Here is a 23,156-nt window from a genome sequence, read left to right on the forward strand (position 1 = left end):
ATGGCCGGGGATTGCTCCCCGGCCATTGTGACTTTTGCGATTCCGTTTTTCGCGGAAAAGCCCGGATGGTTTTATTCGCCCGGCTGCTGCGCCGCAGCGCCCGCCTTCGGTTTGCTGCGCCCGATGATCAGGCCGCGCAGCACCACATAAAAGACCGGGGTGAGGAACAAACCGACCAGGGTGACGCCGATCATCCCCGAGAACACCGCAGTGCCGAGCGCGCGACGCATTTCCGCGCCCGCGCCCGAGGAGGTGACCAGCGGCACCACGCCCAGGATGAAGGCCAGCGCCGTCATCAGGATGGGGCGCAGACGCAGGCGGCAGGCCTCGATCACCGCTTCCGACGGCGTCTTGCCTTCGGCTTCCAGCTGGCGCGCGAATTCCACGATCAGGATCGCGTTCTTCGCCGCCAGGCCGATCAGCACCACAAGGCCGATCTGCACCAGCACGTTGTTGTCGATGCCAACCATCCAGACGCCGAGTAGCGCAAACAGCACGCTCATCGGCACGATCAGCATGATCGCCAGCGGCAGCACCCAACTTTCATACTGGGCCGACAGCGCCAGGAAGACGAACACCACCGCCAGGATGAAGATGTAAGTGGCGGTGTTACCGGTCGAACGCTCCTGCAGGGCGATCTCGGTCCATTCGAAACCCTGGCCCGGTTCCAGCACCTGCTTGGCCAGGCCCTCCATGATCGCCAGCGACTGGCCCGTCGACACGCCGGGCGGCGTGTTGCCCTGCAGCGGCACCGACACATAGGTGTTGTAGCGCTGCAGCAGGTCGGGGCCCGACGCTTCCTTGATCTCGACCAGCGTGCCCATCGGCACGAGGTCGCCGGTGGCCGAGCGAACCTTCAGACGTGCAATGTCCTCCTTGTTGAGGCGGAACTGCGCATCGGCCTGGGCACGCACCTGGAAGATGCGGCCAAAGGCGTTGAAGTCGTTCACATAGGCCGAACCCAGGTTGACCTGCAGGGCCTCGAAGACATTCGACATCGGCACGTTCAGCATCTGCGCCTTGGTGCGGTCGATGTTCAGGAACACCTGCGGCGACGACGCCGAGAAGGTGGTGAACACGCCCGTCACGCCCGGCGTCTGCATGGCCATGCCCATGATCTGGTAAGCCTTGGCCAGGATCGGACGCACGTCATCACCAGTGCGGTTCTGCAGCTGCATCTTGAAGCCGCCGCCAGACCCGATGCCCGGCACCGCCGGCGGCGGCACCGCGATCACGAAGGCCTCCTCGATGCTCTGCAGCTTGCCGATCATCTGCCCGATGATGACGTCAGAGGTCAGACCCTGCGACAGGCGCTCGTGGAAGGGCGCGAAGGTGGTGAACATCACCGCCGCATTGGCGTTGTTGGTGAAGGTGGCGCCGTTGAAACCCGGAATGGCCACCACATGGGTGATGCCCGGCACGCTCTGGGCCAGCTGGGTCGCCTTCTGTGTCACCGCGTCGGTGCGGCCAAGGGCCGCGCCGTCGGGCAGCTGGATGACGACGATGGCGTAACCGCGATCCAGCGGCGGGATGAAGCCCGGCGGCACGGTGCGGAACATGAAGACGGTCGCCGCCACCAGCAGCAGGTAGCCGCCCAGCATCAATACGCGCCGGTTGACGATGCCCCCAACGCTCTTTGCATAACTGTTGCTGGTCTTGTCGAAACCGGTATTGAACTTGTCGGCCGCCGTCTTGACCCAGCGCATGACAGCGAAACGCGATTCACCGTGACTGGCCTCGTGCTTGCGCAGCAGAATGGCGCCCAGGGCGGGCGACAGGGTCAGCGAGTTGAAGGCCGACAGGATCGTCGCCACCGAGATGGTGAGCGCGAACTGCTTGTAGAACTGCCCGGTGATGCCGGGGATGAAGGCGGTGGGGATGAACACCGCCGACAGCACCACGGCGATAGCGACCACCGCGGTGCCGACCTCGTCCATGGTTTCGTGCGCGGCATCGCGGGGGCTCATGCCGAGCGCGATGTTGCGCTCGATATTCTCCACCACGACGATGGCGTCATCGACCACGATGCCGATGGCGAGCACCAGGCCGAACAGGCTGAGCACATTCAAGTTGAAGCCGAAGGCCAGCATGACGGCAAAGGTGCCGATCATCGAGACCGGGATGGCCAGGATCGGGATCAGCGCCGCACGCCAGTTCTGCAGGAAGACCAGCACCACCAGCGCGACCAGGATGATCGCCTCGATCAGGGTCTTGTAGACCTCGTTGATCGATTCCGCGATGAATTCGGTCGGGTTGTAGATGATGGTGTATTCCAGGCCCGGCGGGAAATCCGCCTTCAGCTCGTCCATGCGCTTGATGACGGCTTCCGAGGTTTCCAGCGCGTTGGTGCCCGGGCGCTGGAACACGCCGAGCGCGATGGCGGTCTGGCCATCGAGATAGGAGCGGCTGTTGTAATCCTTGGCGCCGAGCTCGACGCGGGCCACGTCTTCCAGCTTCACCAGTCGGCCATCGGGGGTGTTCTTGATGATCACGTTGCGGAACTGGCGCACGTCCTCGAAGCGGCCCTGCGTCGTCACGATCGCCTGCAGCGCGTTGTAATCAGGCGCCGGCTGCTGGCCGAGGCCACCGCCGGAAACCTGCACGTTCTGCGCCTGCAGCGAATTGACCACATCGGCGCCCGACAGGCCGTAGGCCGAGAGGCGGTTGGGGTCGAGCCAGATGCGGATGGCGTATTCGCTGCCGCCGAAGATCTGGATGTTGCCCACGCCGTCCAGGCGCAGCAGCTGATCGCGGATGCGCAGCTGCATGTAGTTGGCGATGTAGAGCTGGTCGTAGGTTTTGTCGGGCGAGAGCAGATGCACGACCATGAGGAAGTCGCCGGCCTGCTTGCGGGTGGTGATGCCCTGACGGCGCACTTCTTCAGGCAGACGCGGTTCGGCGATGGTGACGCGGTTCTGCACCTGCACCTGGGCGGTGTCTAGATCGGTGCCCGGCTTGAAGGTGACGGTCAGCGCCATCACGCCGTCGGCGGTCGAATACGACGACATGTAGAGCAGATTCTCGATGCCGTTGATTTCCTGCTCGATCGGCGTCGCCACCGTGCGGGCCAGCGTCTCGGCATCGGCGCCGGGATAGGCTGCGGTGACGTTGATCTGCGGCGGCGCGATCTCGGGGTATTCCGAGACCGGCAGGTTGAGGAAGGCGATCCCGCCGATGATCACCATGACGATGGAGACCACCGCGGCGAAGATCGGCCGGTCGACGAAGAAATGTCCGAATTTCATGACTGCCTCGCGGCGAAAAGGAACTGACTTACTTCTTGGCGGGCTGCTGCGGAGCCTGCGGCTGCGGCAGCGCCATCAGGCCCTGCCACACCGGCGGCAGCTCGACCGGCATCGGCGTCACCTTGCCGCCACCCAGACGCACGCGCTGCAGGCCGTTGATGACCACGACATCGTCCTTGGTCAGGCCTTCGCGCACGATGCGGTAGCTGTCGGTGCGCGAGCCAAGTTTCACCGGACGCTGCTGCACCGCGCCGCCCTCGCCCACCACATAGACATAGCGGCGGTCGAGATCGGTCAGGATCGCTTCATCGGGAATCAGCAGGCCGGGATATTCCGGGCTGCCGGGCACGGCGATGCGGCCGAACAGGCCCGGCGTCAGGAACAGCTCCTTGTTATCGAAGACCGCGCGCAGACGCATGGTGCCGGTGGCGGTATCCAGGCGGTTGTCGGCGAAGTCGAGCGCGCCCTTATGGGTGAACACCTTCTCGTCGGTCAGCTGCACCTGCACGGGCAGGCCCTTGCCGTTGGTGGTGTTGCCGCTCTGCTTGGCGATGCGCTGATAGCTCAGGTACGAGCGCTCATCGATGTCGAAATAGAAATACACCGGATCGAGCTGCACGATGGTGGTCAGCAGCGTCTCGTTCTCGCGAACAAGATTGCCCTCGGTGACCAGCTTGCGCGAGATGCGGCCGGCGATCGGCGCGCGCACTTCGGTGAAGCTGTAGTTCAGGCGGGCGGTTTCCACAGCGGCGCGGGCGCCGGCGATGTTGGCCTGCGCGCTGAGGAAAGCCTGGCGGCGCTGGTCCAGCGTGGCGGCGGCGGCGGCGCCGGTCTGCGTCAGCTTCTGGTAGCGCTCGAATTCCACCTTGGCCAGATCAAGCTCGGTCTGGCGGCTGTTCAGTGTCGCCTGCGCCTGGTTCAGCGTCGCCTGATAAGTGCGGCGGTCGATGGTGAACAGCAGGTCACCGGCGTTCACGGTGGCGCCGTCGGTGAAATGCACGCTTTCCAGATAGCCGTTCACGCGGGCGCGAATCTCGACGGAGCCGACGGGTTCGAAGCGGCCGGTATATTCGTCCATCTCGACAATCGGCTTGGATACCGGCTTGGCCACCGTCACCGGCGGCGGGCCCATCTGGGCCAGCACAGCCGTGGAGGAGAGCAGGCCGAAACCGACCAGGGCAGCGGCAAACAGACCGCCGTTACGAAAACCGAATGACATGGGGGACCCCGCCTTTTTTGCATGCGCGAAGAACACGCGATTTGACCGGTGCAAGGTGTATGGCGGCAGCGTCGATCCGGGAAGCGGACCGTAACGCTCCTGTGATCACCGCCACCAAAAGCTTGCGTTACGGCAGCTTAGCGCAACCGTGAAACCGCCGCTCTGGCTCTGTTGCACCCGTCAGCGCCGTGATTACGTCGCTGGTTCAGGATGTGCGGAAATAGCACAAACCTGGCAGGCACACAACATGAACATTGTGTTTCAACAGAAATTTCTGTTGAATACCTGACGTTCCATGTCAGGCAAAGACCCGCTTCAGAAGGGCTTCACGATCACCAGGATCACGATGCCGATCAGCAGTACGGTCGGGACCTCGTTCACAATCCGGTAGTAGCGCTGGCCGTGGGTGTTGCGGTCCTGCTCGAACGCGCGCTGGCGGCTGACCAGGATGCCATGCACCGCCTGCATGCCCATCAGCAAGGCGAACTTGCCCCAGAACCAGGGCTGGTCCCAGTGATGGCCAAGCCAGACCATGAGGCCGCCAAAAACCCAAGCCACCATCATCGCCGGATTGATGATCGCCTTCAGCAGGCGGCGCTCCATCACCTTGAAGGTCTCGGATTCTTTGGATCCGATCTCGGCCACGGCATGATAGACGAACAACCGCGGCAGATAGAGCATGCCCGCCATCCAGGCGATGACGGAAATGACATGCAGCGCCTTGATCCAGTCGTAGAGCATCAGCCTCTTCCCGTCATGCCTTGCAGATACAGCGCCGCCAGGCATTGCCGCAACTGCGCGCACCGCTGCCGCAACGCGGCTGTATATCTCCTTGGGCATCATACTGCGCCCGGCGCACCAGGCCTGCCAGGCCGGCAATGAAATCAGGCTGCACACCCACCGTCGGCACGCGGGTATATTTCTTCGCGCCGTTATGCTGCGCCAGTTCGGCATATTCGATATCGAGTTCGACCAGCGTTTCGGAATGCTCCGAGACAAAAGCCACCGGCACGACCACGATCGAGCATCCGTCTTTCGCCGCCTGCACAATCTCTGCATCGGTCGATGGTCCGATCCATTCGAGCGGGCCGACGCGGCTCTGATAGCAGATACGGCTCTCAAACTCAGGGCGGTTCAGCAGGCGCAGGATCGCGGCGACGCCCTTTTCCACCTGCGTCTGATAGGGATCGCCATCGGTCACGATCTTTTTCGGCAGGCCATGCGCCGAGAAAAGAATACGCACCGGACCTGCGGATTCCGCCTGCGGCAATGCACTGCGCAGCAGCTCGGTCTGCGCGGTGATGAAGCCACCCTCTTCGGGATAGCAGCCGATCATCGCGGTGGGCAAAGCAAGGCCGGCCTTGCGCGCCGCGCGATGCCAGTCCTGCAGCGATGACCCTGTCGTCGTGGTCGAGAATTGCGGATAGAGCGGCAGCAGCACGATGCGCTCGGCGCCCCAGTCCTTCACGGCCTTCACCGTTTCATCGCTGAACGGATGCCAGTAGCGCATGGCGATGAAGACGCGATAGTCGTCGCTGCCCAGCGATACTTTCAAGGCCGCAGCCTGCGCTTCGGTCTGCGGCAGGATCGGCGAACGACCGCCCATCTGTGCATAAATACCCGCCGCCTTGGGCGCGCGCCGCGACGAGATCAGCTTCGCCAGCAGCCAGCGGAACGGATTAGGCAGCCGGATGATCGCCGGATCGTTGAACAGGTTGAACAGGAAAGGCTCGACAGCGCTCTGGCTATCGGGGCCTCCGAGATTGAACAGGATGACGGCGGTCTTCTGAGGCATGGTGAAGACCTAGCGTTGCGGGATCTGTTCGACAGGCCCGTGTGGGAGAAAAAATCTCATGCCGCCGTCTCGCTGCCTTTGACCAGCCGCACAAGCTGCTCCACATGCAGGATCGGCGTTTCCGGCACGATGCCGTGACCGAGATTGAAGATGTGATTGCGGCCCTCGAAGGTCTTCAGCAGGCGATGCACGCCTTCCGCCAGGGCGGCGCCGCCAACGACCAGCAGGCGCGGGTCGAGATTGCCCTGCACGACATGCTTGCTCCACAGATGGTCCTTCGACCAGCCCAGCGGCATGGTGTAATCCAGCCCCAGCGCATCGGCGCCGGTGGCGGCCGCATAACCCTCGTACATCGCGCCGGCGCCGCGCGGGAAGGCGATCACCGGAACATGGGGATGCTTGTCCTTCAACGCGGCAGTGATCCGGCGCACCGGTTCGACGCAATAGCGGCGGAATTCGTTTTCCGGCAGCACGCCAGCCCAGGTATCGAACAACTGCACAACCTCGGCCCCGGCCTGGATCTGGCGATCCAGATAGCTCACCGTCGCCTCGATCAGGATTTCCATCAGGGTCTGCAGGCCGAGCGGATTGCCAAAGGCCCAGGTCTTGGCGGCCGGGTAATCCTTCGAGCCTCGTCCTTCCAGCATATAGGTCGCCACGGTCCAAGGAGCCCCGGCAAAGCCGATCAGGGTGCAACTGGCGGGTAGCCCCACCTTGATACGCGCGACGGCCTCGTAGACCGGCTCCAGCGTCTTGTGGATGCCATTGGGGTTCAGGCGGGCCAGTTCGCCCGAGGTGCGGATCGCATCCAGCACCGGACCCTCGTTTTCCTTGAAGGCCAGGTTCTGGCCCAGCGCCTGGCAAATCAGCAGAATATCGGCGAACAGGATGGCCGCATCGAAGTTGAAGCGCCGGATCGGCTGCAATGTGACTTCGCAGGCCAGTTCGGGATCGTAACACAGATCGAGGAAACTGCCGGCCTGGGCGCGGGTGGCGCGATACTCAGGCAGGTACCTGCCTGCCTGCCGCATCAGCCAGAGCGGCGGGCGCACACTGGGCAGGCCGGCAAGGGTACGCAGCAAAGGCTTGCTGGGCTGCTGGGCTTTTTGCCCAACAGGCATTTGCCCTGGGAACGGAGCGCTGGGAACAAGGGTCATCCCTTATTCCTTTCCTATTTTATATATAATTTAAAGAGGTAGTGGTTGCAGTAGTACGGTGAGTCCTGGGGATCATCACGGATTCAGGCCCGGCCCCCGGTTTCATCCCGGCCATGACCGACAGCGGATAAAATCGTCGCCTGTGAGGATAAGCGCGCTGAAATCGCGTCGACTCGCAGCGGTTTCATGCTGAGGATTATGGGGATAACGGGGATCGCCCCTGCATTGCGGCGGCATTATGTCTCATCCCCACTTTCCACAGGGGCTGTCGAAATTTGATCCTCCGGTGACAGGCTGGTTGCATGAAAAAGGCGTTCCGGGCATGAAAAGACGAGCCATGGGGATAAACCCCGCCTTATCCATATTATCCCCATAATTCCACAGCCGGATTCCCGATGCAGAAAACCACCCGGCCGCATATTCACCTGGTATCGGACGCGACCGGCGAAACCCTGAAATCGGTCGCCAAGGCGGCGCTGGTGCAGTTCCAGAAATCCCAGGAAGAGGTGGAAACCCATACCTGGGCGCTGGTGCGCAAGCCGCTGCAGATGGAGCGTGTGGTCGAGGCGATCGCCGCCATGGGCGGGCTGGTGCTGTTCACCATCGTCGACCAGGAATTGCGGGAGATCCTGATCAAGGGCTGCGCCAAGGCCAAACTGCCGATCGTGCCGGTGCTGGATCCGGTGATCATGGCCTTTGGCAAATACCTGGGCGAGAAGGCGGTGAACCTGCCCGGCCGCCAGCACGAACTGGATGCGGAATATTTCCATCGCATCGACGCCATGCATTTCACCATCGCCCATGACGACGGCCAGCATCTCGAAGACTTGGAGAAAGCCGATATCGTGCTGGTGGGCGTGTCGCGCACCTCGAAAACCCCGACATCCATTTACCTGGCCAACCGCGGCCTGAAGACCGCCAATGTGCCGATCGTGCCCGGGCTGATGATTCCGTCGGAAGTCGAGGCGCTGAAAAATCCGCTGGTCGTCGGGCTGACCACATCGCCCGACCGCCTGGTATCGATCCGCAAGAATCGCCTGCTGTCGATGAACCAGCATACCGAGACGGCCTATGTGGACGACGAGCGCGTGAAGGAAGAACTCACCATTGCGCGCAAGCTCTGCGCCAAACATAACTGGCCGATGATCGATGTGACGCGCCGTTCGATCGAGGAGACCGCGGCTTCGATCCTCAACCTGCATGCACGCCGCGCCGAACAGCGCAAGCAGCAGGATCTGGGTCTGGAGGAGCCGAAGCCGTGAGTCTGGTTCTTGCCTCGGCCAGCAACACGCGCGCGGCCATGCTGCGCGCCGCGGGCCTTGATTTCCGCGTCATTCCTGCACGCGTCGATGAAGACGAGATCAAGCTGGGCCTGAAGGCTGAAAAGGCCAGCATCCGTGAGGCCGCAACCGCATTAGCCGAGTTGAAAGCCCATCGCGTCAGCCATGCCGAGCCAGCCGATTTTGTCATCGCCGCCGACAGCATGCTGGCCTGCGAGGGCCGCTGGTACGACAAGCCCGAGAGTCAGGAGGCGGCGCGCGATCATCTGCAATCCTTGCGCGGCAAGACGCATGAGCTGGTCAGCGCCGTGGTGCTGGCGCGCGGCGGCAGCGTGATCTGGCGTCATGTCGATGCGGCGAAGCTGACCATGCGCGATTTCAGCGACGGCTTTCTCGATGCCTATCTGGCGCAGGCCGGCGATGCGGTGCTGTCGAGCGTCGGCTGCTATCAGCTCGAAGGCCTGGGTGCGCAGCTGTTCGCCAAGATCCAGGGCGACCATTTCACCATCCTCGGCCTGCCGCTGCTGCCGCTGCTGGACATCCTGCGCGAGAACAAGGTGCTGCGCGCATGAGTGACGCCAATCTTCACGAAGACCGGGATGACATCATCCCGCGCGCCGGCGTGATCGGCTGGCCGGTCGATCATTCGCGTTCGCCCAAGCTGCATGGCTTCTGGCTGAAGGAACACGGCATCAGCGGGCGTTACGACCGCCTGCCGGTGCCGCCGGAGGAACTCGGTGCTTTCCTCGAAGCGCTGCCCAGGGAGCCGGGCTTTCGCGGCATCAATGTCACCATCCCGCACAAGATCGCGGTGCTGCCGCATCTGGCGCGGATCGACGCCGTGGCCAAGCGCATCGGCGCGGTCAACACCATCGTGGTGCAGCCCGATGGCAGCCTGCATGGCAGCAATACCGACGGCTTCGGCTTCCTGGAAAACCTGAAGACCGAAGCGCCGGCCGGCTGGGCGGCAGCTGACGGCCCGGCCGTGGTGCTGGGGGCCGGCGGCGCGGCGCGCGCCATCCTGGTGGCGCTGCAGGATGCCGGCGCGCCGGAAATCCGCCTGCTGAACCGCAGCCGCGACAAGGCCGAGGCTCTCGCGGCAGACCTGGGCAGCGGGACCGGCGGGTCGATCATCGTGACGGACTGGGATGACCGCAGCGCGGCTCTGGCGGGGGCCGGCCTGCTGGTCAACACGACCAGTCTGGGGATGAGTGGCCAGCCAGCGCTGGAGATCAGCTTGGACGATTTGCCTAAGGGCGCCCTGGTCAACGACATCATCTACAGCCCGCTGGAAACCCAGTTGCTCGCCCGGGCTCGGGCCCGCGGCAATGCCGTGGTCGACGGGCTGGGCATGCTGCTGCACCAGGGCCGGCCGGGCTTCGAGGCCTGGTTCGGGGTTGCGCCGGCGGTGACCCCGGCGCTGCGCGAGGCCGTGCTGGCTTGACGGGGTTAGCTAAGTTAGCTAAGCTATATTTTTAGGTTAGCTAAGCTAAGGCTAAGCCAATGGTAATTCAGGTGAATATTCACCAAGCCAAGACCAGCCTGTCCAAGCTGATCGAGGCGGTGAAGCGCGGCGAGGATGTCGTGATCGCCCGCGCCGGCAAGCCGGAAGTGCGCCTGGTGATGGCCGAGGCCGCCGCGCCTAAGGCGAAGCGGCGCCAGTTCGGGGCCTGGAAGGGCAAGGTCTGGTTCGCCCCCGACTATGATCAGGCCGATGCCGAGATCGAACAGGACTTCCTGAGCAGCAAGATTTTCCCGGACGGTGAGCTGTGAGGCTCCTGCTCGACACCAACGTGCTGATCCGGGCGATCGAAAGCAGCCTGCGCCCGGAAATGATCGACTTGTTGGCCGATCCCGAGAACGACCTTTTCGTCAGTGACGTATCGCTATGGGAGGTTGCCATCAAGGTCGGTCTAGGCAAGCTGAGGACGCCCGAGGATCTGGATGAGCAGATGGCCCAGCTCGGCATGGTCGGCCTGCCCCTGGACCGGGCGCATATCGCGGCCTACCGGAACCTGCCTCTGCTGCATCGCGATCCTTTCGACCGCATGCTGGTCTCGCAGGCCCAGGTGGAAAATCTGATTCTGGTCACCGGCGATCGCCAGCTGGCCGACTACGACGTCACGGTGATGCCGGCATGATGATCGTCGCGCTCACCGGTTCCATCGGCATGGGCAAGTCCACCGTGGGCAAGATGTTCACCGCCCAGGGCGTGCCGCTGTTCGATGCCGATGCCGCCGTTCATGCGCTCTACGATCATGGCGGTGCCGCTGTCGCGCCGATCCGTGCCGTCTTCCCCGAAGCGGTGGTGAATGACGCGGTTGACCGCACCGTGCTGTCGCGGCTGGTGCTGAACGATGCCGGGAAGATCAAGCAGCTCGAAAGCATCGTGCATCCGCTGGTGGGGCAGCTGCGTCAGCAGTTCCTGGACGACGCCCGGGCGCGCGGCGAGCCGTTCGTGCTGCTCGACATCCCGCTGCTGTTCGAAGGCAGCGGCCATAAGCATGTCGACGCCATCGTGGTGGTGAGCGCGCCGGCCGAGATGCAGCGCGAGCGCGTGATGGCCCGGCCGGGCATGAGTGCGGAAAAATTCGCCGCCATCCTTGGCCGCCAGGTGCCGGATGCGGAAAAGCGCCGGCTCGCCCATCACGTCATCGATACGGGTACAAGCTTGGCGGATACAGAGGCGCAGGTGCGCGACCTCGTCGTATTGCTGCGCAACCGCGCCCAGCAGCCCTGAACACGGATACACCATGACCCGCGAAATCGTACTCGATACTGAAACCACCGGCTTCAAGGCCAATGAAGGCGACCGCATCGTGGAAATCGGCTGCATCGAGCTGATCAACCACATTCCGACCGGCAGCCATTTCCATGTCTACCTCAATCCGGAACGCTCGATGCCCGAGGATGCCTTCAAGGTGCACGGCCTGTCGGACGAGTTCCTGAAGGACAAGCCGCTGTTCGCCGCCGTGGCCCGCGAATTCTGCGATTTCATCGGCGAGGACCCGCTGGTGATCCACAACGCCACCTTCGATATCGGATTCCTGAACGCCGAGCTGGCGCGCCTGCCCGACATGCCGCATATCGCCATGGAACGCGCCATCGACACGGTGCGGCTGGCGCGGGCGAAATTCCCCGGCGCCCAGGTCAACCTGGATGCACTCTGCCGCCGCTTCAACATCGATCTCTCGGCGCGCACCAAGCATGGCGCGCTGCTCGATTCCGAGTTGCTGGCGGAGGTCTATCTCGAACTGATCGGCGGCCGGCAGCAGGGTCTGGGGCTGGCCGGCATCGAAACCGGTGGCCAGGCGCTGGTCACCACGCCGGTGCCGCGCGGCCCGGCCCGTCCGGCCCGTCCGCATACGCCCAGCGAGGCCGAGCTTGCCGCGCATGCCGCCTTTGTGGGCAAGCTGAAAAACCCTTTGTGGCTCAAGGACGCATAGGGATTATTTTCTGATAACCTTATTGTAAACGCATTCAGTTCTCAGAGTTCCGCACCCTTAGGCTGTTCCGGTCGAAACGCCAGACTTCCCGGACCACCATGCGCCGCATGCTCACCTACAGCGCCATCCTGTTTGGCGCCATGACCCTGCTGCTGGCAGGCCTGAATTTCTATGTGCATGTGACACTGCGCAACGCCGCCATCCGCGATGAAATCCAGGATATGGAGCGTCAGGCCGAACTGCGTGCCCAGGAAATCGAGAACTCGATGCAGAGCATCCGCTTTGCCCTGGAAAAAGCGCAACTGCTCTTGCAGATCGACGGCCACGATCCGCAGCGCATGCACGACCACCTGAAGAGGCTGGAGCGCCAGCTCGCCTACGTCCGCGCCATCACCCTCGTCGGGGCGGACGGCACACCGCTGCACAGCTCCCGCAGTTTTCCCGTTTCATCGGTCAATGTCGCGCGCCGCGAGGCGGTCGCCTATTACCTGGATGGCGGTCGAGAAACTTTTCACATCGGACCGCCGAGCAAGAATTCCCTCGACGACGATTGGCAGCTCCCCTGCAGCATCGGCATGTATGACGCCCAGGGCCGCCTGACCGGCGTTGTCGTTGCCGTCATCGACCCGCGAGCCTATTCCAGGGCCTTCCAGAGCGCCGTGGAAGCCGGCGATTACGTCACGCTGCTGAATGCGGATTTTAAACTGATCGCCCGCTCGCCCTGGCTGGAAACGGAGATGGGCAACTCGCTGATCCGCAGCACGGCCTACCAGGCGATGGCCAAAAGCGAGGCACCGGCGATCAGCGGCGTTTTCGAGAATCCCTTTTCCGGTGCGCCGCGCATCGCTGCCGTGCGCCGTCTGCTCGACAATCGCCTGGTGATTTCCAGCTCGCGCTGGCAGGACGTCGCCATCGCCGGCTGGCGCTCGCAGGCGACGATCGTCAGCTTGGTTTCGGCGATGATCCTGCTGCTTGGCGCCGCCGCCATCGCCATGTTGGCGCGCATGCTGGCCGAGCGCGATCGCCGCGCCGGGGACTTGGCGCGGGTCAATCACGAACTGCAGGAGCAGACCGGCCGCGCAGAGCGGTTGGCCACGGCGAAAAGCGAGTTCCTCGCCACCATGAGCCACGAAATCCGCACGCCGATGAACGGCGTGTTGGGCATGGCGCAGGCGCTGGAAAGCCTGCCGCTGGATTCCACCGCGCGCGAATATGTCGCCATCATCCGGGAATCCGCCGAAGGCCTGCTGGGTATCATCAACGATATCCTGGATTTCTCGCGGTTGGAGGCCGGCCGCCTGAAGGTTTCCCCCGGCACCGTGCGTCTGTTTGCGCTGATGGAATCGATGTCGGCGCTGTTCTCGCCGGCCTGTGCGCAGAAGAAGCTGAGCTTCCGAACCGAGATCGCCCCCGACGTTGCGCCCAGCATCCAGACCGATGCCATGCGCCTGCGCCAGATTCTGGTCAATCTTGTTGGCAACGCCGTCAAGTTCACAGCGCAAGGCAGCATCGTGTTGCGTGCCCGCAGGGCGGCGCTGCCTGATGGCCGCCCGGGCATTCGTTTCGAAGTCCAGGATACCGGCACGGGTATTTCAGCCGCGGCGCTGGACACGATCTTCGAACGTTTTGCCCAGGAAGACGCCTCCACCGCCCGCCAGTATGGCGGTACCGGCCTGGGCCTGGCGATCTGCCGCCGGCTTTCGTCAGTATTGGGCGGGGATATCGGCTGCGAAAGCGAGAAGGGTGTTGGTTCGACCTTCTGGGTGTTGCTGCCAGTCGAGATGCCCGATGAAGAGGATGTGCAGAACGGCAGCCAGATTCCGGTGCTGAATACCGCCGGTCGGCCGCCGCGGGTGCTCTGCGTCGACGACAATCACGTCAACCGCCGTATCATCGAAACTCTGCTCAAGCGATTCTGCGAGACGCTGGTGACGGTCGGCAGCGGCGCCGAAGCCATCGAGCTGGCGCGCAGCCAATCCTTCGATGCGATCCTGCTGGATATCCATATGCCCGGCATGGATGGCGTCGAGACCCAGCATCGTCTGCGTGCACTGCCGGGCAAGCGCAACGCATATATCGTGGCGCTGACCGCCGATGTGGTGCCGGAAGCCCTCGCGCGTTACGAGATGGCGGGCTTCAATGCCGTGGTTGCCAAGCCGATCGAGCTCGACAAGCTGCTCACTGTTCTCGGCCTGCCGCCACAGGCCTAATATGCGTCCAGGTCGCTGAAGCTCAGCACCATGTCGACGCGCTCGCCGTCATTCGATAGCGGCATCAGCACCGTGCTGCTGGCATGCACCGGGAATTGGCGCATCGAGCCGCCATCGGGACGCGCACCCACAATCGGATTGTAGACATAGACGGTCGTCTTCTTCTCAATGACGATGCGATAGTTCAGGATCACATTGTCGGCGGGCAGGCCCAGATGGGCGCCCATGTAATTGCCCTGAACCGGCAAGCCGGTGGGGTCGCGGCCACGCAACGCCACCTGCGCCGTGCCGACCAGCCGGTAGCGCAGCCATGGTTCTTCGGTCAGCACTTCGGTGAGCACGATGGCTGGCAGCAGATCGGCGGGAATGTCGAGCGGATCGATATCCTGCCGCGCCGGCATCAGCCGGCCCCGGCGGCGGCTGTCCCAGTATTCCCAGATGCGGCGGATCGGGGGTGAGCACTGATCGAGGAAGGCCGTGCCGAACAGGCGCGGATGCTTTGACTCGCGGATGACATCGTCAATCGACGCGGTCACCGGCCGTCACCTCTCTGCATGCCTGAACAGCGGTTCATCACATTCAGCTTGCCGTTGCTCCGTCGCAACGGCAAGGGCGAAGTGTGGACAATCGCATGCGACCTCGCCCGGAAGGGCGAGGTGGGCTGTCAGGCCGTGCCCTGCTGGGCCTGGGCTTCCTTGCCGCGCTGGTACTGCTGCATGAAGTCGATCGGATCCAGCATCAGCGGCGGCATGCCGCCGTCGCGGGTGGTGTCGGCCACGATGCGGCGCGCGAAGGGGAAGATCAGGCGCGGCGCTTCGACCAGCAGCAGCGGCTCCATATGCTCGGCCGGGATATTCACCAGGGCGAACAGGCCGGCGTAATGCAGGTCGACGACGAAGGCGACCTCCTCGCCATGCTTGGCCTCGCACAGGATGCGCAGCGTCACCTCGAACAGGGTGTCGTTGACGCGCTCCGCCTGGGTGCCGACATTGACCGAAATCTGCGGCGCGCTCTGCATGCTGAAGGTGCGCGGTGCCATCGGATGCTCGAAAGAGAGATCCTTGGTGTACTGCGCGCTCAGCGAAAACCGGGGCGCGTTGTCGGGATTGAAACCGGGCGGCGGATTGGCAGTGTCGGTCATGACCGGTCGTCTCTTTCGTCTCTGCGGATAGGATGTCGCTGGGCCGGCTGTCCCTAGCATGGTTTGCCTTGGCCGAACAAGGCGGCAACCCGCTGCCGGGGCGCGCCGGCCATGCGTCGAGGCCTCTTGCAATGCCACGATTTGTCCTTATTTCCCAACCATAAGCGGGGCCGCCCGGGCGGCCCCCATGCTGGACCGATGGCGGCGACAGGGGTAGATTCGCCCACGATAAAGACGTGGCGGGGAAAAACAGGCAACGATAATGGGCGACGGCTTCCAGTTTCTCGACATTCTTCTGCTCGGCGCGATTGCCGGCTTCATTGCGTTGCGCCTGCGCGCGGTGCTGGGCCAGCGCACCGGTCATGAGCAGAAACGCCGGCCGCCCGTTACCGGCGAAAGCGAGGCCGAGAACAGGGCCGAAGGCGTTGACGACAAGGTGATCACCCTGCCGCGTCGCGATGCCCCGGCGCCGCCCGTCGATCCCGAAACCGATCGCAAGCTTGCCGCCATCCGCTCGGTCGATCCCAATTTTGATGCGCCCGATTTCCTCAATGGCGCCAAGGCCGCCTACGAGATGGTGGTGACGGCCTTTGCCGCCGGCGACAAGGAGGCCCTGCGGCCGCTGCTGTCGCGCGAGGTGTTCAACGATTTTGCCGCCGCCATCGACGATCGCGCCAGCCGCGGCGAAACCATGCAGGCCACCTTCGTGGGCCTGCGCGGCACCGAGATCGTCGATACCCAGGTGAACAACCGCATCGCCGAAGTGACAGTGAAGTTCCAGTCCGAACTGATCAGCGTCACCAAGGATGCGCAGGGCCACACCATCGGCGGCCATGGCAATGCCGTGGAGGAGGTCACCGATATCTGGACCTTCGCCCGCGACATGCGGTCGCGTGATCCGAACTGGACACTGATCGCGACCTCCGCCCCCTCTGAAACTGTCGCTCAGTAAACCCGTGTTGCGTTTCCTCGCGCTTCTGGCTGTCGCCGCGCTTGCCGCCTGCGGGCCGAAAGCGCCGCCCGAACCGCAGAAGCCGCCGGCGCTCACCTTCCAGGCCGCCAGCTTCAACGATCTGCCCGGCTACGGCGCCGACCGCATTTCCGACGCCTTGCCGGCGCTCAGCCGCAGCTGCGCCCGCATGGTGCCGCGCGGTACGCGCGCGCTCGACAATTACGACCGTTACGGCACCGGCAATGACTGGCAGCCATTCTGCGCCGCCCTTGCCGCCCTGCCGCAGGGCGACGATCCGGGCCTGCGCCGCCTGATCGAAGCCGAGCTGCAGCCGGTGCTGGTGATCGGCGACGGCAAGCCCGAAGGGCTGTTCACCGGCTATTATGAACCGTTGGTGCGCGGCAGCCGCACCCAGCAAGGTATCTATACTGTACCCCTTTATCGCCAGCCGCCCGATCTGGTGCAGGTCGATCTGGGCGAATTCCGCGACAGCCTGAAGGGCCAGCGCATTGCCGGCCGTGTGCGTGACGGCCGCCTGCGCCCCTACGAGGATCGCGGCGCCATCGATGCCGGCGCGCTGGCCAACAAGAATCTGGAAATGGTCTGGCTCGACGATGCCTCTGACGCCTTCTTCCTGCAGGTGCAGGGCTCAGGCCTGGTGCAGCTCGATACCGGCGCCAAAACCCGCGTCGGCTTCGCCGCGCAGAACGGCCATCCCTATGTGGCCATCGGCCGGGTGATGATCGATCGCGGCACGCTGCCGCGCGAGGATGTCTCGATGCAGGCGATCCGCGGCTGGCTGCGCGCCAATCCGCAGGCCGCGCCCGAACTGCTGCGGCAGAATCCCTCCTACGTGTTCTTCCGCGAATTGCCGCCGCCCAAGGATGATCTCGACGGCCCGCCGGGCGCCCAGGGCGTGGCGCTGGTGCCGGGCCGCAGCCTGGCCGTCGACCGCAGCCATCATGCGCTGGGCCTGCCGTTGTGGCTCGATGCGAAACAGCCGGTAGAGACTGGCAGCGGAGACGTGCCGCTGCAGCGCCTGATGGTGGCGCAGGATACCGGCGGCGCGATCCGCGGCGCGGTGCGCGGCGATGTGTTCTGGGGCGCGGGCGCGCGGGCCGAAAGCGTAGCCGGCCGCATGAAGCATCCGGGCCGTTTCTGGCTGCTGCTGCCGAAATCCGTGGCGGCTAAAATCGCCGCCACATCTTAAGTCATGATCCGGCGAAATCGCCGGCGCCGAAGATGGTGTCGATGGTGACGCCGTCAGAGGCCAGCGGTGCATGCAGGCCTTCATAGTGAATCCAGGCGCGGTGCGGCAGCCAGGTCACCTGGCCGCGATTGAGCACCGGCTCGCGCCGCCGCACCACCGCTGAATACAGGCGATTGAATTCCGCCGCTGCCTCGGGTTTGAACACCTCGTCGATGGTGCGGCCGACCAGGCCGTGGCCATAAACGGCGACATGCTCCTCGCCCAGCAGACGGATGCGGAAACGGTTCTCCGGCAGCACATCGATCAGATAGATGAAAGGCAGCAGGTCGCGCAGATCGAGCGGATCGATATCGACGCGGCCCGGCAGCCGGTCGTCGCGGCATTTCGAGCGCCAATAGGCCAGCAGCTTCTGCAGCACCGGCGATTGCGGCATGCTGCGATCCGCCGCGCCGGTGGCGCGGAGGTCAAAAGCCGCATTGGCCTGCGCGGGGGCTGCCTCGTCCGTCATGCCGTGACTGTGGTGCGCGGTCCGGGGCTGAACAAGCATAAATCCGGTAACCCTCTGGCGGGGCCAAGGAATTCTGCTCCTACCGGCCCGTCACGCTGTCGCGGCCCGGGGCCGTTGTGTCATACTCGGACAGCCGTGTTGACCTTTTGCAGGCTTCGCATGTCCGCCCAGCCCCTGATCATCCGTCCTTCCGAAGACCGCGACCTTTCGGCCATCGCCGGAATCTATGCTCACCACGTGCTGCATGGTTTCGGCAGTTTCGAGGAAGTGCCGCCTGACGTGACCGAGATGGCACGCCGCCGCGCCGACATCCTGGCCAAGGATTTTCCCTATCTGGTGGCGGAGCTGGACGGCCGCGTGGTCGGTTATGCCTATGCCAGCAACTACCGGCCGCGCATCGCCTATCGCTTCTCGGCAGAGGACTCGATCTATGTGTCGCCCGACGCGCCGCGCAAAGGCATCGGCCGCGCGCTGCTGGAAAACCTGATCGCGCGGTGCAGCGCACTGGGCTATCGCCAGATGGTGGCGGTGATCGGCGACACGCAGAATCTGGGTTCGATTGGATTGCATGCGGCGCTGGGCTTCCGCGTCGTCGGCACTCTGCCCTCGATCGGCTTCAAGCATGGCCGCTGGGTCGACAGCGTGTTCATGCAGCGTCCACTCGGCCCCGGCGACAGCATCCTCCCCAATGCGCAGGTCAAGCCGGATTAAGGCTTTTGCCCCACTGCTGCAGCCGGTAATGATTGCAGTCGCTTACCCCGGAGACCAGCCCATATGTCCTCCACCATTGATACCAAGCCCCGCGTCGCCCTCTTTGTGACCTGCCTGGTCGACCTGTTCCGGCCCAGCGTCGGTTTCGCCACCATCAAGCTGCTGGAGGATGCCGGCTGCGTGGTGGATGTGCCCGAAGCCCAGGTCTGCTGCGGCCAGCCGGCTTATAACTCGGGCGACCGCAAGGACACGGTGGCAATCGCGCGCCAGGTGATCGAGGCGTTCGAAGATTACGATTATGTCGTTGCGCCCAGCGGCTCCTGCAGTGGCATGATCAAGGACCACTATCCGGCACTGTTCGCCGCTGAGCCTGACTGGCAGCGCCGCGCCGAGGATCTTTCAGCGCGCATGTTCGAGCTCACCAGTTTTCTGGTCGATGTGCTGAAGACCGATCCGGTCGCAGCGACGCTGAATGCCAAGGTCACCTATCACGATTCCTGTTCGGGTCTGCGCGAGCTTGGCGTGAAGGCGCAGCCGCGCAGCCTTCTGAACAGCGTCGACGGCGTCGAGCTGGTGGAAATGCAGACGCCGGAAACCTGCTGCGGCTTCGGCGGCACCTTCTGTGTAAAATATGGCGAGGTCTCGACCGACATCGTCGAACGCAAGACCACTGACATCAAGGCGACCGGCGCCGATATGCTGCTGGCCGGCGACATGGGCTGCCTGCTCAACATGGCGGGCAAGCTGAAGCGCGAGGGCAGCAGCATGCAGGTGCGCCATGTGGCCGAGGTGCTGGCTGGCATGACCGACACGCCTGCCATTGGCGAGAGCAAGTGAGGCCTGCCCCATGAGCATGGAAATCACCTCGCAGAATTTTGAAAACAATGCCGCCAAGGCCCTGCGCGACCCCAACCTGCGCAAGGCCATGGGCATCATCAGCGGGCCGATGGCGAGCCGCCGCGTCGAAACCGCGCGCGAGTTGCCGGAATTCGAGGCCCTGCGCGACGAAGGCGTGAAGATCCGCAACCACGTTTTGCGCCATATTGATCTCTATCTCGAGCGCTTTGAGCAACAACTGACGGCGCGCGGCGGCAAGCTGCACTGGTGCCGCACGCCGCGCGAGGCGCGCGAGACCATCCTGGCGCTCTGCCGCTCGCGCGACGCCAAGCTGGTCACCAAGGGCAAGTCGATGGTGACCGAGGAAATCGGCCTGAACGATTTTCTGGTCGAACACGGCATCACGCCGGTGGAGACCGATCTGGGCGAATACATCATCCAGCTTGCGCATGAGCCGCCCAGCCACATCATCGGCCCGGCCCTGCACAAGACGCGCGAGCAGATCGCCGAACTGTTCGAGGATCATCATCCCGATTACGAGCTGAACGGAAAAAAGGCCGGCACGCGGTCGACGGAGCCTCAGGTCCTTGTGACAGAAGCGCGCAGTGTGCTGCGCGACACCTACTTCAAGGCCGATGTCGGCATCACCGGCGCGAATTTCCTGATCGCCGAAACCGGTGCCACCGTGATCGTCACCAACGAGGGCAACGGCGACCTCACGCAGTCGCTGCCCAAGATGCATATCGCGGTCAGCAGCATCGAGAAGGTCATCCCCACTCTGGAAGACCTCTCCACCATTCTCCGTATTCTCGCGCGCTCGGCGACGGGGCAGGAGATGAGCTGCTACACGACACTCTCTTGTGGCCCGAAACGGCCCGAAGACATCGACGGGCCGGAAGAATTCCATGTCGTGCTGGTCGATAACGGCCGCAGCGAAATGCTGGGCACCGAGCTTGAGCCGCTGATGCGCTGCATCCGCTGCGGCGCCTGCATGAACAACTGTCCGGTCTACCATTCGGTTGGTGGCCATGCCTATGGCTGGGTCTATCCTGGTCCCATTGGTGCGGCCCTCGACCCGCATATGATCGGCCTGGAGACAGCGCGGCATCTGCCCAACGCCTCCACCTTTTGCGGCAAATGCGAGGAAGTCTGCCCGATGCGCATTCCGCTGCCTGACATCATGCGCTACTGGCGCGAACAGGCGCATGAAAAGCAGATCACGCCGCCGCTGCAGCGCTGGGGCGTCGAGCTCTGGGCCTTTGCCGCCCGTACGCCCTGGCTCTACCGCCTTGGCACGCGGATCGCGATTGCCGCGCTGAACATGCTGGGCCAGCGCAAGGGGGGGCGCTTCGCGTCGATGCCACTGGCCACGGGCTGGACCGACGGGCGCGACCTGCCGGCGCCGCAATCGTCCGAGACCTTCATGGCGCAGTATAAAAAGCAGAAGCGGAGCGCCTGACATGAGCAGCAGCTCCCGCGACCGCATCTTCTCTACCCTGCGTGCCGGCCTGAAGGATACGGTGAACGATCCCGGCCGCCGCGCCGCCGTGCTCGACCGCATCAAGAGTCATCCGCGCAACCTGATGCCCAAGCGCGCGCAGATTCCGCATGCCGAGCAGGTGGCGCTGTTCACCGCGAAAGTGCAGGCGCTGACCGTCACGGTCGACAGCGTGGCGTCCGAGAAGGACGTGCCGGGCAAGATCGCCGATTACCTGGCGCAGCATAACCTGCCGACAACCCTGCGTGTTTCGCCCGACCCGCTGCTGCAGAATCTGCCCTGGGGCGAGCGGCCGATGCTGCAGGTGGATTACGGCGGCGGCCGCAGCCAGGACCTGGTCAGCGTAACGCCGGCCTTTGCCGCCATTGCCGAGACTGGCACCCTGATGCTGCATTCGTCATCGACCACCCCGACCACGCTGCATTTCGTGCCGGATCATCATGTGGTGGTGCTGAAGGAAAGCCAGATCACCGGCACACTGGAAGAGGTGTTCGAGCGCCTGCGCGACAAGCTCGGCCAATCTTCCGATAAAGACTGGGCGGACAACTGGCCGCGCACGGTGAATTTCGTCACCGGGCCGTCGCGCACCGCCGATATCGAAGGCGTGCCGGTGCTCGGCGCCCATGGACCGCGGCGGCTTCATATCGTACTGATCGCGGATGGCACCCCGTAAGGCTTCCATAAAGCCGGCGCCCCTGGTTCCGGATCACGACGCCTGGCAGCAGGTGGCGCAATCGGCGCGCCCGCTGAAAAAGGCGGTGAATGTCGTGCCCGCGCCACTGGCGCCGATGCCGAAAATCTACCGGCCCGAAGGCGTGGGCGCGGCCGCCTATGCCAAGGCCGAGACCAAACAGAAGACGCCCCTGCCCGCCCATGCTCCATTGGGCAAGCATTCCGGGAAACCGGCCCCGCAGATGGACAAGCGGCTGAAGCAGCGCTTCCAGCGCGGCGAGCTGCCCATCGAAGGCAGGCTCGACCTGCATGGTCTGACGCTGGCCAATGCCGAACGCGCCATGAGCAAGCTGATCCGCGACAGCATCGCGCAGAACAAGCGCTGTCTGCTGGTGATCACCGGCAAGGGAACGCCGCGCGGTGAGGGTGAGACTTTGCAGCAGGGCCGTGGCGTGCTGCGGAGCTGGTTGCCTGACTACCTGAAGCGCGGGCCCTGGCGCGAGCAGATCCTGGGCATCACGCCGGCGCGGCAGGAAATGGGCGGCGCCGGCGCTTTCTACGTGCTGCTGCGCCGGCAGCGCGAGGATCAGCCGCGCACGCGGTAATAGCCCCTGGGCGCCAGCGTTGCGCCGAATTTCAGCTCGCGTTCGGGGTCGTGCTCCAGGATGCCCGGATAGTATTTCAGGAAATCCTCGATCGCCTCCATCGGCCCGGGGCCATGGTCGGGCCGCACCGGATGGCCGTTCACGGCGGTATCCTCGACGATCACCGTGTCGCCGGGCAGGAACATGCGATGGAAATGCTCCAGCTCGCTGAAGACATGCAGCGCCGCATGGTCTGAATCGAAAATGAAAAAGGTTTCGCCCGGCTTGCGGTCGGCCGGCAGATGGGTCTGCAGTGCCGCGATGGCTTCGGCAGAGGCGGAGTTGCCGCTGACATAGCGGATGCGCGGATGGTCATGCACCTCGATCAGGGTCGGCTCCTTGTCGAAGCTGATCACCAGGCCATCGCGCTGCGCGACATGATCGGCAAAGAACAGGGCCGAGCCGCCATGGCGCGTCCCGGTTTCCACCACATAGCGGATGTTGCGCTCGTGGATGATCTCCTGGTAGTTCCACATGTCGCTGGGCAGCTTCAGCGTGCGGATGCCTTTGTAGTGCATCTGCTTCCAGACATTGGCGTCATGGAACCATTTCAGGTAGGCGATTGCTGTCGGGTCCTTCACGGTAATCTCCTGTCGCCCGGCTGATCTTTGGGAATTGTTCTACGCTGGCG

The 23,156-nt window shown here is 63.9% G+C and carries 24 protein-coding genes; 15 read left to right on the forward strand and 9 right to left on the reverse strand.

The window, feature by feature from the left end; translation table 11 throughout:
• Positions 1-71: 71 nt before the first annotated feature.
• The 5 genes from AC1RRT_RS08970 to hemE all read right to left on the reverse strand — a co-directional run bounded on the left by AC1RRT_RS08970 (position 72) and on the right by hemE (position 7,380).
• Positions 72-3,245, reverse strand: coding sequence for an efflux RND transporter permease subunit (locus tag AC1RRT_RS08970; RefSeq protein ID WP_493013444.1), 3,174 nt, complete (start codon positions 3,243-3,245; stop codon positions 72-74).
• Positions 3,246-3,273: 28 nt separating this feature from the next.
• Positions 3,274-4,464: an efflux RND transporter periplasmic adaptor subunit gene (locus AC1RRT_RS08975; protein WP_493013445.1), complete on the reverse strand. Its 1,191-nt coding sequence runs from the start codon at positions 4,462-4,464 to the stop codon at positions 3,274-3,276.
• A 315-nt stretch (positions 4,465-4,779) separates the two neighbouring features.
• Positions 4,780-5,205, reverse strand: coding sequence for a protoporphyrinogen oxidase HemJ (hemJ, locus tag AC1RRT_RS08980; RefSeq protein ID WP_493013446.1), 426 nt, complete (start codon positions 5,203-5,205; stop codon positions 4,780-4,782).
• 13 nt (positions 5,206-5,218) lie between these two features.
• Complete coding sequence (gene hemH / locus AC1RRT_RS08985; RefSeq protein WP_493013447.1) at positions 5,219-6,259, reverse strand: ferrochelatase; 1,041 nt, start codon at positions 6,257-6,259, stop codon at positions 5,219-5,221.
• Between the two features lie 56 nt (positions 6,260-6,315).
• Entirely contained in the window at positions 6,316-7,380 is a 1,065-nt protein-coding gene (hemE, locus tag AC1RRT_RS08990) for a uroporphyrinogen decarboxylase (protein WP_493013448.1), read from the reverse strand.
• A gap of 431 nt (positions 7,381-7,811) precedes the next feature.
• On the opposite strand from hemE, the gene AC1RRT_RS08995 reads away from it, so the two are divergent.
• From AC1RRT_RS08995 to AC1RRT_RS09030, 8 genes are all read left to right on the forward strand, one after another.
• Positions 7,812-8,678 (forward strand): pyruvate, water dikinase regulatory protein, encoded by an 867-nt coding sequence (locus AC1RRT_RS08995; RefSeq protein ID WP_493013449.1) that lies wholly within the window; start codon positions 7,812-7,814, stop codon positions 8,676-8,678.
• On the forward strand, positions 8,675-9,268 hold the full coding sequence (locus tag AC1RRT_RS09000) for a Maf family protein (RefSeq protein ID WP_493013450.1): 594 nt from the start codon (positions 8,675-8,677) through the stop codon (positions 9,266-9,268). Before AC1RRT_RS08995 ends, AC1RRT_RS09000 begins: the two co-directional genes overlap by 4 nt.
• A complete protein-coding gene (locus AC1RRT_RS09005; RefSeq protein ID WP_493013452.1) occupies positions 9,265-10,140 on the forward strand; it encodes a shikimate dehydrogenase in 876 nt (291 codons plus the stop codon). Before AC1RRT_RS09000 ends, AC1RRT_RS09005 begins: the two co-directional genes overlap by 4 nt.
• A gap of 59 nt (positions 10,141-10,199) precedes the next feature.
• The gene (locus AC1RRT_RS09010; protein ID WP_493013453.1) at positions 10,200-10,469 is read left to right on the forward strand and encodes a type II toxin-antitoxin system Phd/YefM family antitoxin; all 270 of its coding nucleotides are present in this window, start codon (positions 10,200-10,202) and stop codon (positions 10,467-10,469) included.
• Entirely contained in the window at positions 10,466-10,837 is a 372-nt protein-coding gene (locus AC1RRT_RS09015; protein ID WP_493013454.1) for a type II toxin-antitoxin system VapC family toxin, read from the forward strand. Before AC1RRT_RS09010 ends, AC1RRT_RS09015 begins: the two co-directional genes overlap by 4 nt.
• Entirely contained in the window at positions 10,834-11,436 is a 603-nt protein-coding gene (coaE, locus tag AC1RRT_RS09020; protein WP_493013455.1) for a dephospho-CoA kinase, read from the forward strand. The genes AC1RRT_RS09015 and coaE overlap by 4 nt, the downstream gene beginning before the upstream one ends.
• A 13-nt stretch (positions 11,437-11,449) precedes the next feature.
• Entirely contained in the window at positions 11,450-12,142 is a 693-nt protein-coding gene (gene dnaQ, locus AC1RRT_RS09025) for a DNA polymerase III subunit epsilon (protein ID WP_493013456.1), read from the forward strand.
• A gap of 98 nt (positions 12,143-12,240) precedes the next feature.
• A complete protein-coding gene (locus tag AC1RRT_RS09030; RefSeq protein WP_493013457.1) occupies positions 12,241-14,352 on the forward strand; it encodes a hybrid sensor histidine kinase/response regulator in 2,112 nt (703 codons plus the stop codon).
• Here the strand turns inward: AC1RRT_RS09030 and AC1RRT_RS09035 are convergent.
• Complete coding sequence (locus AC1RRT_RS09035; RefSeq protein ID WP_493013458.1) at positions 14,349-14,888, reverse strand: PAS domain-containing protein; 540 nt, start codon at positions 14,886-14,888, stop codon at positions 14,349-14,351. The genes AC1RRT_RS09030 and AC1RRT_RS09035 overlap by 4 nt on opposite strands.
• A gap of 128 nt (positions 14,889-15,016) precedes the next feature.
• The gene (gene secB, locus AC1RRT_RS09040; protein ID WP_493013459.1) at positions 15,017-15,493 is read right to left on the reverse strand and encodes a protein-export chaperone SecB; all 477 of its coding nucleotides are present in this window, start codon (positions 15,491-15,493) and stop codon (positions 15,017-15,019) included.
• A 262-nt stretch (positions 15,494-15,755) separates the two neighbouring features.
• Here secB and AC1RRT_RS09045 point away from each other — a divergent pair, with 262 nt between their 5' ends.
• Together AC1RRT_RS09045 and mltA are read left to right on the forward strand one after the other, a co-directional pair.
• Positions 15,756-16,445 (forward strand): Tim44/TimA family putative adaptor protein, encoded by a 690-nt coding sequence (locus AC1RRT_RS09045; RefSeq protein ID WP_493013460.1) that lies wholly within the window; start codon positions 15,756-15,758, stop codon positions 16,443-16,445.
• A gap of 4 nt (positions 16,446-16,449) precedes the next feature.
• Entirely contained in the window at positions 16,450-17,655 is a 1,206-nt protein-coding gene (gene mltA, locus AC1RRT_RS09050; RefSeq protein ID WP_493013461.1) for a murein transglycosylase A, read from the forward strand.
• Between the two features lies 1 nt (position 17,656).
• On the opposite strand, the gene AC1RRT_RS09055 is transcribed toward mltA, so the two are convergent.
• Positions 17,657-18,163: a PAS domain-containing protein gene (locus tag AC1RRT_RS09055; RefSeq protein WP_493013462.1), complete on the reverse strand. Its 507-nt coding sequence runs from the start codon at positions 18,161-18,163 to the stop codon at positions 17,657-17,659.
• 159 nt (positions 18,164-18,322) lie between these two features.
• Between AC1RRT_RS09055 and AC1RRT_RS09060 the strand changes: the two genes are divergently transcribed.
• From AC1RRT_RS09060 to AC1RRT_RS09080, 5 genes are all read left to right on the forward strand, one after another.
• Complete coding sequence (locus AC1RRT_RS09060) at positions 18,323-18,874, forward strand: GNAT family N-acetyltransferase (RefSeq protein ID WP_493013463.1); 552 nt, start codon at positions 18,323-18,325, stop codon at positions 18,872-18,874.
• A gap of 63 nt (positions 18,875-18,937) precedes the next feature.
• On the forward strand, positions 18,938-19,711 hold the full coding sequence (locus tag AC1RRT_RS09065) for a (Fe-S)-binding protein (RefSeq protein ID WP_493013464.1): 774 nt from the start codon (positions 18,938-18,940) through the stop codon (positions 19,709-19,711).
• A 10-nt stretch (positions 19,712-19,721) separates the two neighbouring features.
• Complete coding sequence (locus AC1RRT_RS09070; RefSeq protein WP_493013465.1) at positions 19,722-21,170, forward strand: LutB/LldF family L-lactate oxidation iron-sulfur protein; 1,449 nt, start codon at positions 19,722-19,724, stop codon at positions 21,168-21,170.
• 1 nt (position 21,171) lies between these two features.
• Complete coding sequence (locus AC1RRT_RS09075; protein WP_493013466.1) at positions 21,172-21,882, forward strand: LutC/YkgG family protein; 711 nt, start codon at positions 21,172-21,174, stop codon at positions 21,880-21,882.
• On the forward strand, positions 21,869-22,486 hold the full coding sequence (locus tag AC1RRT_RS09080; RefSeq protein WP_493013467.1) for a Smr/MutS family protein: 618 nt from the start codon (positions 21,869-21,871) through the stop codon (positions 22,484-22,486). The genes AC1RRT_RS09075 and AC1RRT_RS09080 overlap by 14 nt, the downstream gene beginning before the upstream one ends.
• On the opposite strand, the gene AC1RRT_RS09085 is transcribed toward AC1RRT_RS09080, so the two are convergent.
• A complete protein-coding gene (locus AC1RRT_RS09085; RefSeq protein ID WP_493013468.1) occupies positions 22,468-23,106 on the reverse strand; it encodes a CmcI family methyltransferase in 639 nt (212 codons plus the stop codon). The two genes, AC1RRT_RS09080 and AC1RRT_RS09085, sit on opposite strands and share 19 nt — an antisense overlap.
• Between the last annotated feature and the right edge of the window lie 50 nt (positions 23,107-23,156).

The sequence above is a fragment of the Ferrovibrio sp. GW821-FHT12B10 genome, from assembly GCF_058807515.1.

What these genes read in the sequence shown, in the direction of transcription:
- AC1RRT_RS09060 (WP_493013463.1), top strand. Translation starts at nt 18,323, where the DNA reads ATGTCCGCCCAGCCCCTGATCATCCGTCCTTCCGAAGACCGCGACCTT.
- AC1RRT_RS09005 (WP_493013452.1), top strand. Translation starts at nt 9,265, where the DNA reads ATGAGTGACGCCAATCTTCACGAAGACCGGGATGACATCATCCCGCGC.
- AC1RRT_RS09070 (WP_493013465.1), top strand. Translation starts at nt 19,722, where the DNA reads ATGAGCATGGAAATCACCTCGCAGAATTTTGAAAACAATGCCGCCAAG.
- coaE (WP_493013455.1), top strand. Translation starts at nt 10,834, where the DNA reads ATGATGATCGTCGCGCTCACCGGTTCCATCGGCATGGGCAAGTCCACC.
- AC1RRT_RS09055 (WP_493013462.1), bottom strand. Translation starts at nt 18,163, where the DNA reads ATGACGGACGAGGCAGCCCCCGCGCAGGCCAATGCGGCTTTTGACCTC.
- AC1RRT_RS09075 (WP_493013466.1), top strand. Translation starts at nt 21,172, where the DNA reads ATGAGCAGCAGCTCCCGCGACCGCATCTTCTCTACCCTGCGTGCCGGC.
- secB (WP_493013459.1), bottom strand. Translation starts at nt 15,493, where the DNA reads ATGACCGACACTGCCAATCCGCCGCCCGGTTTCAATCCCGACAACGCG.
- AC1RRT_RS08975 (WP_493013445.1), bottom strand. Translation starts at nt 4,464, where the DNA reads ATGTCATTCGGTTTTCGTAACGGCGGTCTGTTTGCCGCTGCCCTGGTC.
- hemE (WP_493013448.1), bottom strand. Translation starts at nt 7,380, where the DNA reads ATGCCTGTTGGGCAAAAAGCCCAGCAGCCCAGCAAGCCTTTGCTGCGT.
- AC1RRT_RS09045 (WP_493013460.1), top strand. Translation starts at nt 15,756, where the DNA reads ATGGGCGACGGCTTCCAGTTTCTCGACATTCTTCTGCTCGGCGCGATT.
- AC1RRT_RS09065 (WP_493013464.1), top strand. Translation starts at nt 18,938, where the DNA reads ATGTCCTCCACCATTGATACCAAGCCCCGCGTCGCCCTCTTTGTGACC.
- AC1RRT_RS09030 (WP_493013457.1), top strand. Translation starts at nt 12,241, where the DNA reads ATGCGCCGCATGCTCACCTACAGCGCCATCCTGTTTGGCGCCATGACC.
- hemH (WP_493013447.1), bottom strand. Translation starts at nt 6,259, where the DNA reads ATGCCTCAGAAGACCGCCGTCATCCTGTTCAATCTCGGAGGCCCCGAT.
- AC1RRT_RS09010 (WP_493013453.1), top strand. Translation starts at nt 10,200, where the DNA reads ATGGTAATTCAGGTGAATATTCACCAAGCCAAGACCAGCCTGTCCAAG.
- AC1RRT_RS08995 (WP_493013449.1), top strand. Translation starts at nt 7,812, where the DNA reads ATGCAGAAAACCACCCGGCCGCATATTCACCTGGTATCGGACGCGACC.
- AC1RRT_RS09080 (WP_493013467.1), top strand. Translation starts at nt 21,869, where the DNA reads ATGGCACCCCGTAAGGCTTCCATAAAGCCGGCGCCCCTGGTTCCGGAT.
- AC1RRT_RS08970 (WP_493013444.1), bottom strand. Translation starts at nt 3,245, where the DNA reads ATGAAATTCGGACATTTCTTCGTCGACCGGCCGATCTTCGCCGCGGTG.
- dnaQ (WP_493013456.1), top strand. Translation starts at nt 11,450, where the DNA reads ATGACCCGCGAAATCGTACTCGATACTGAAACCACCGGCTTCAAGGCC.
- hemJ (WP_493013446.1), bottom strand. Translation starts at nt 5,205, where the DNA reads ATGCTCTACGACTGGATCAAGGCGCTGCATGTCATTTCCGTCATCGCC.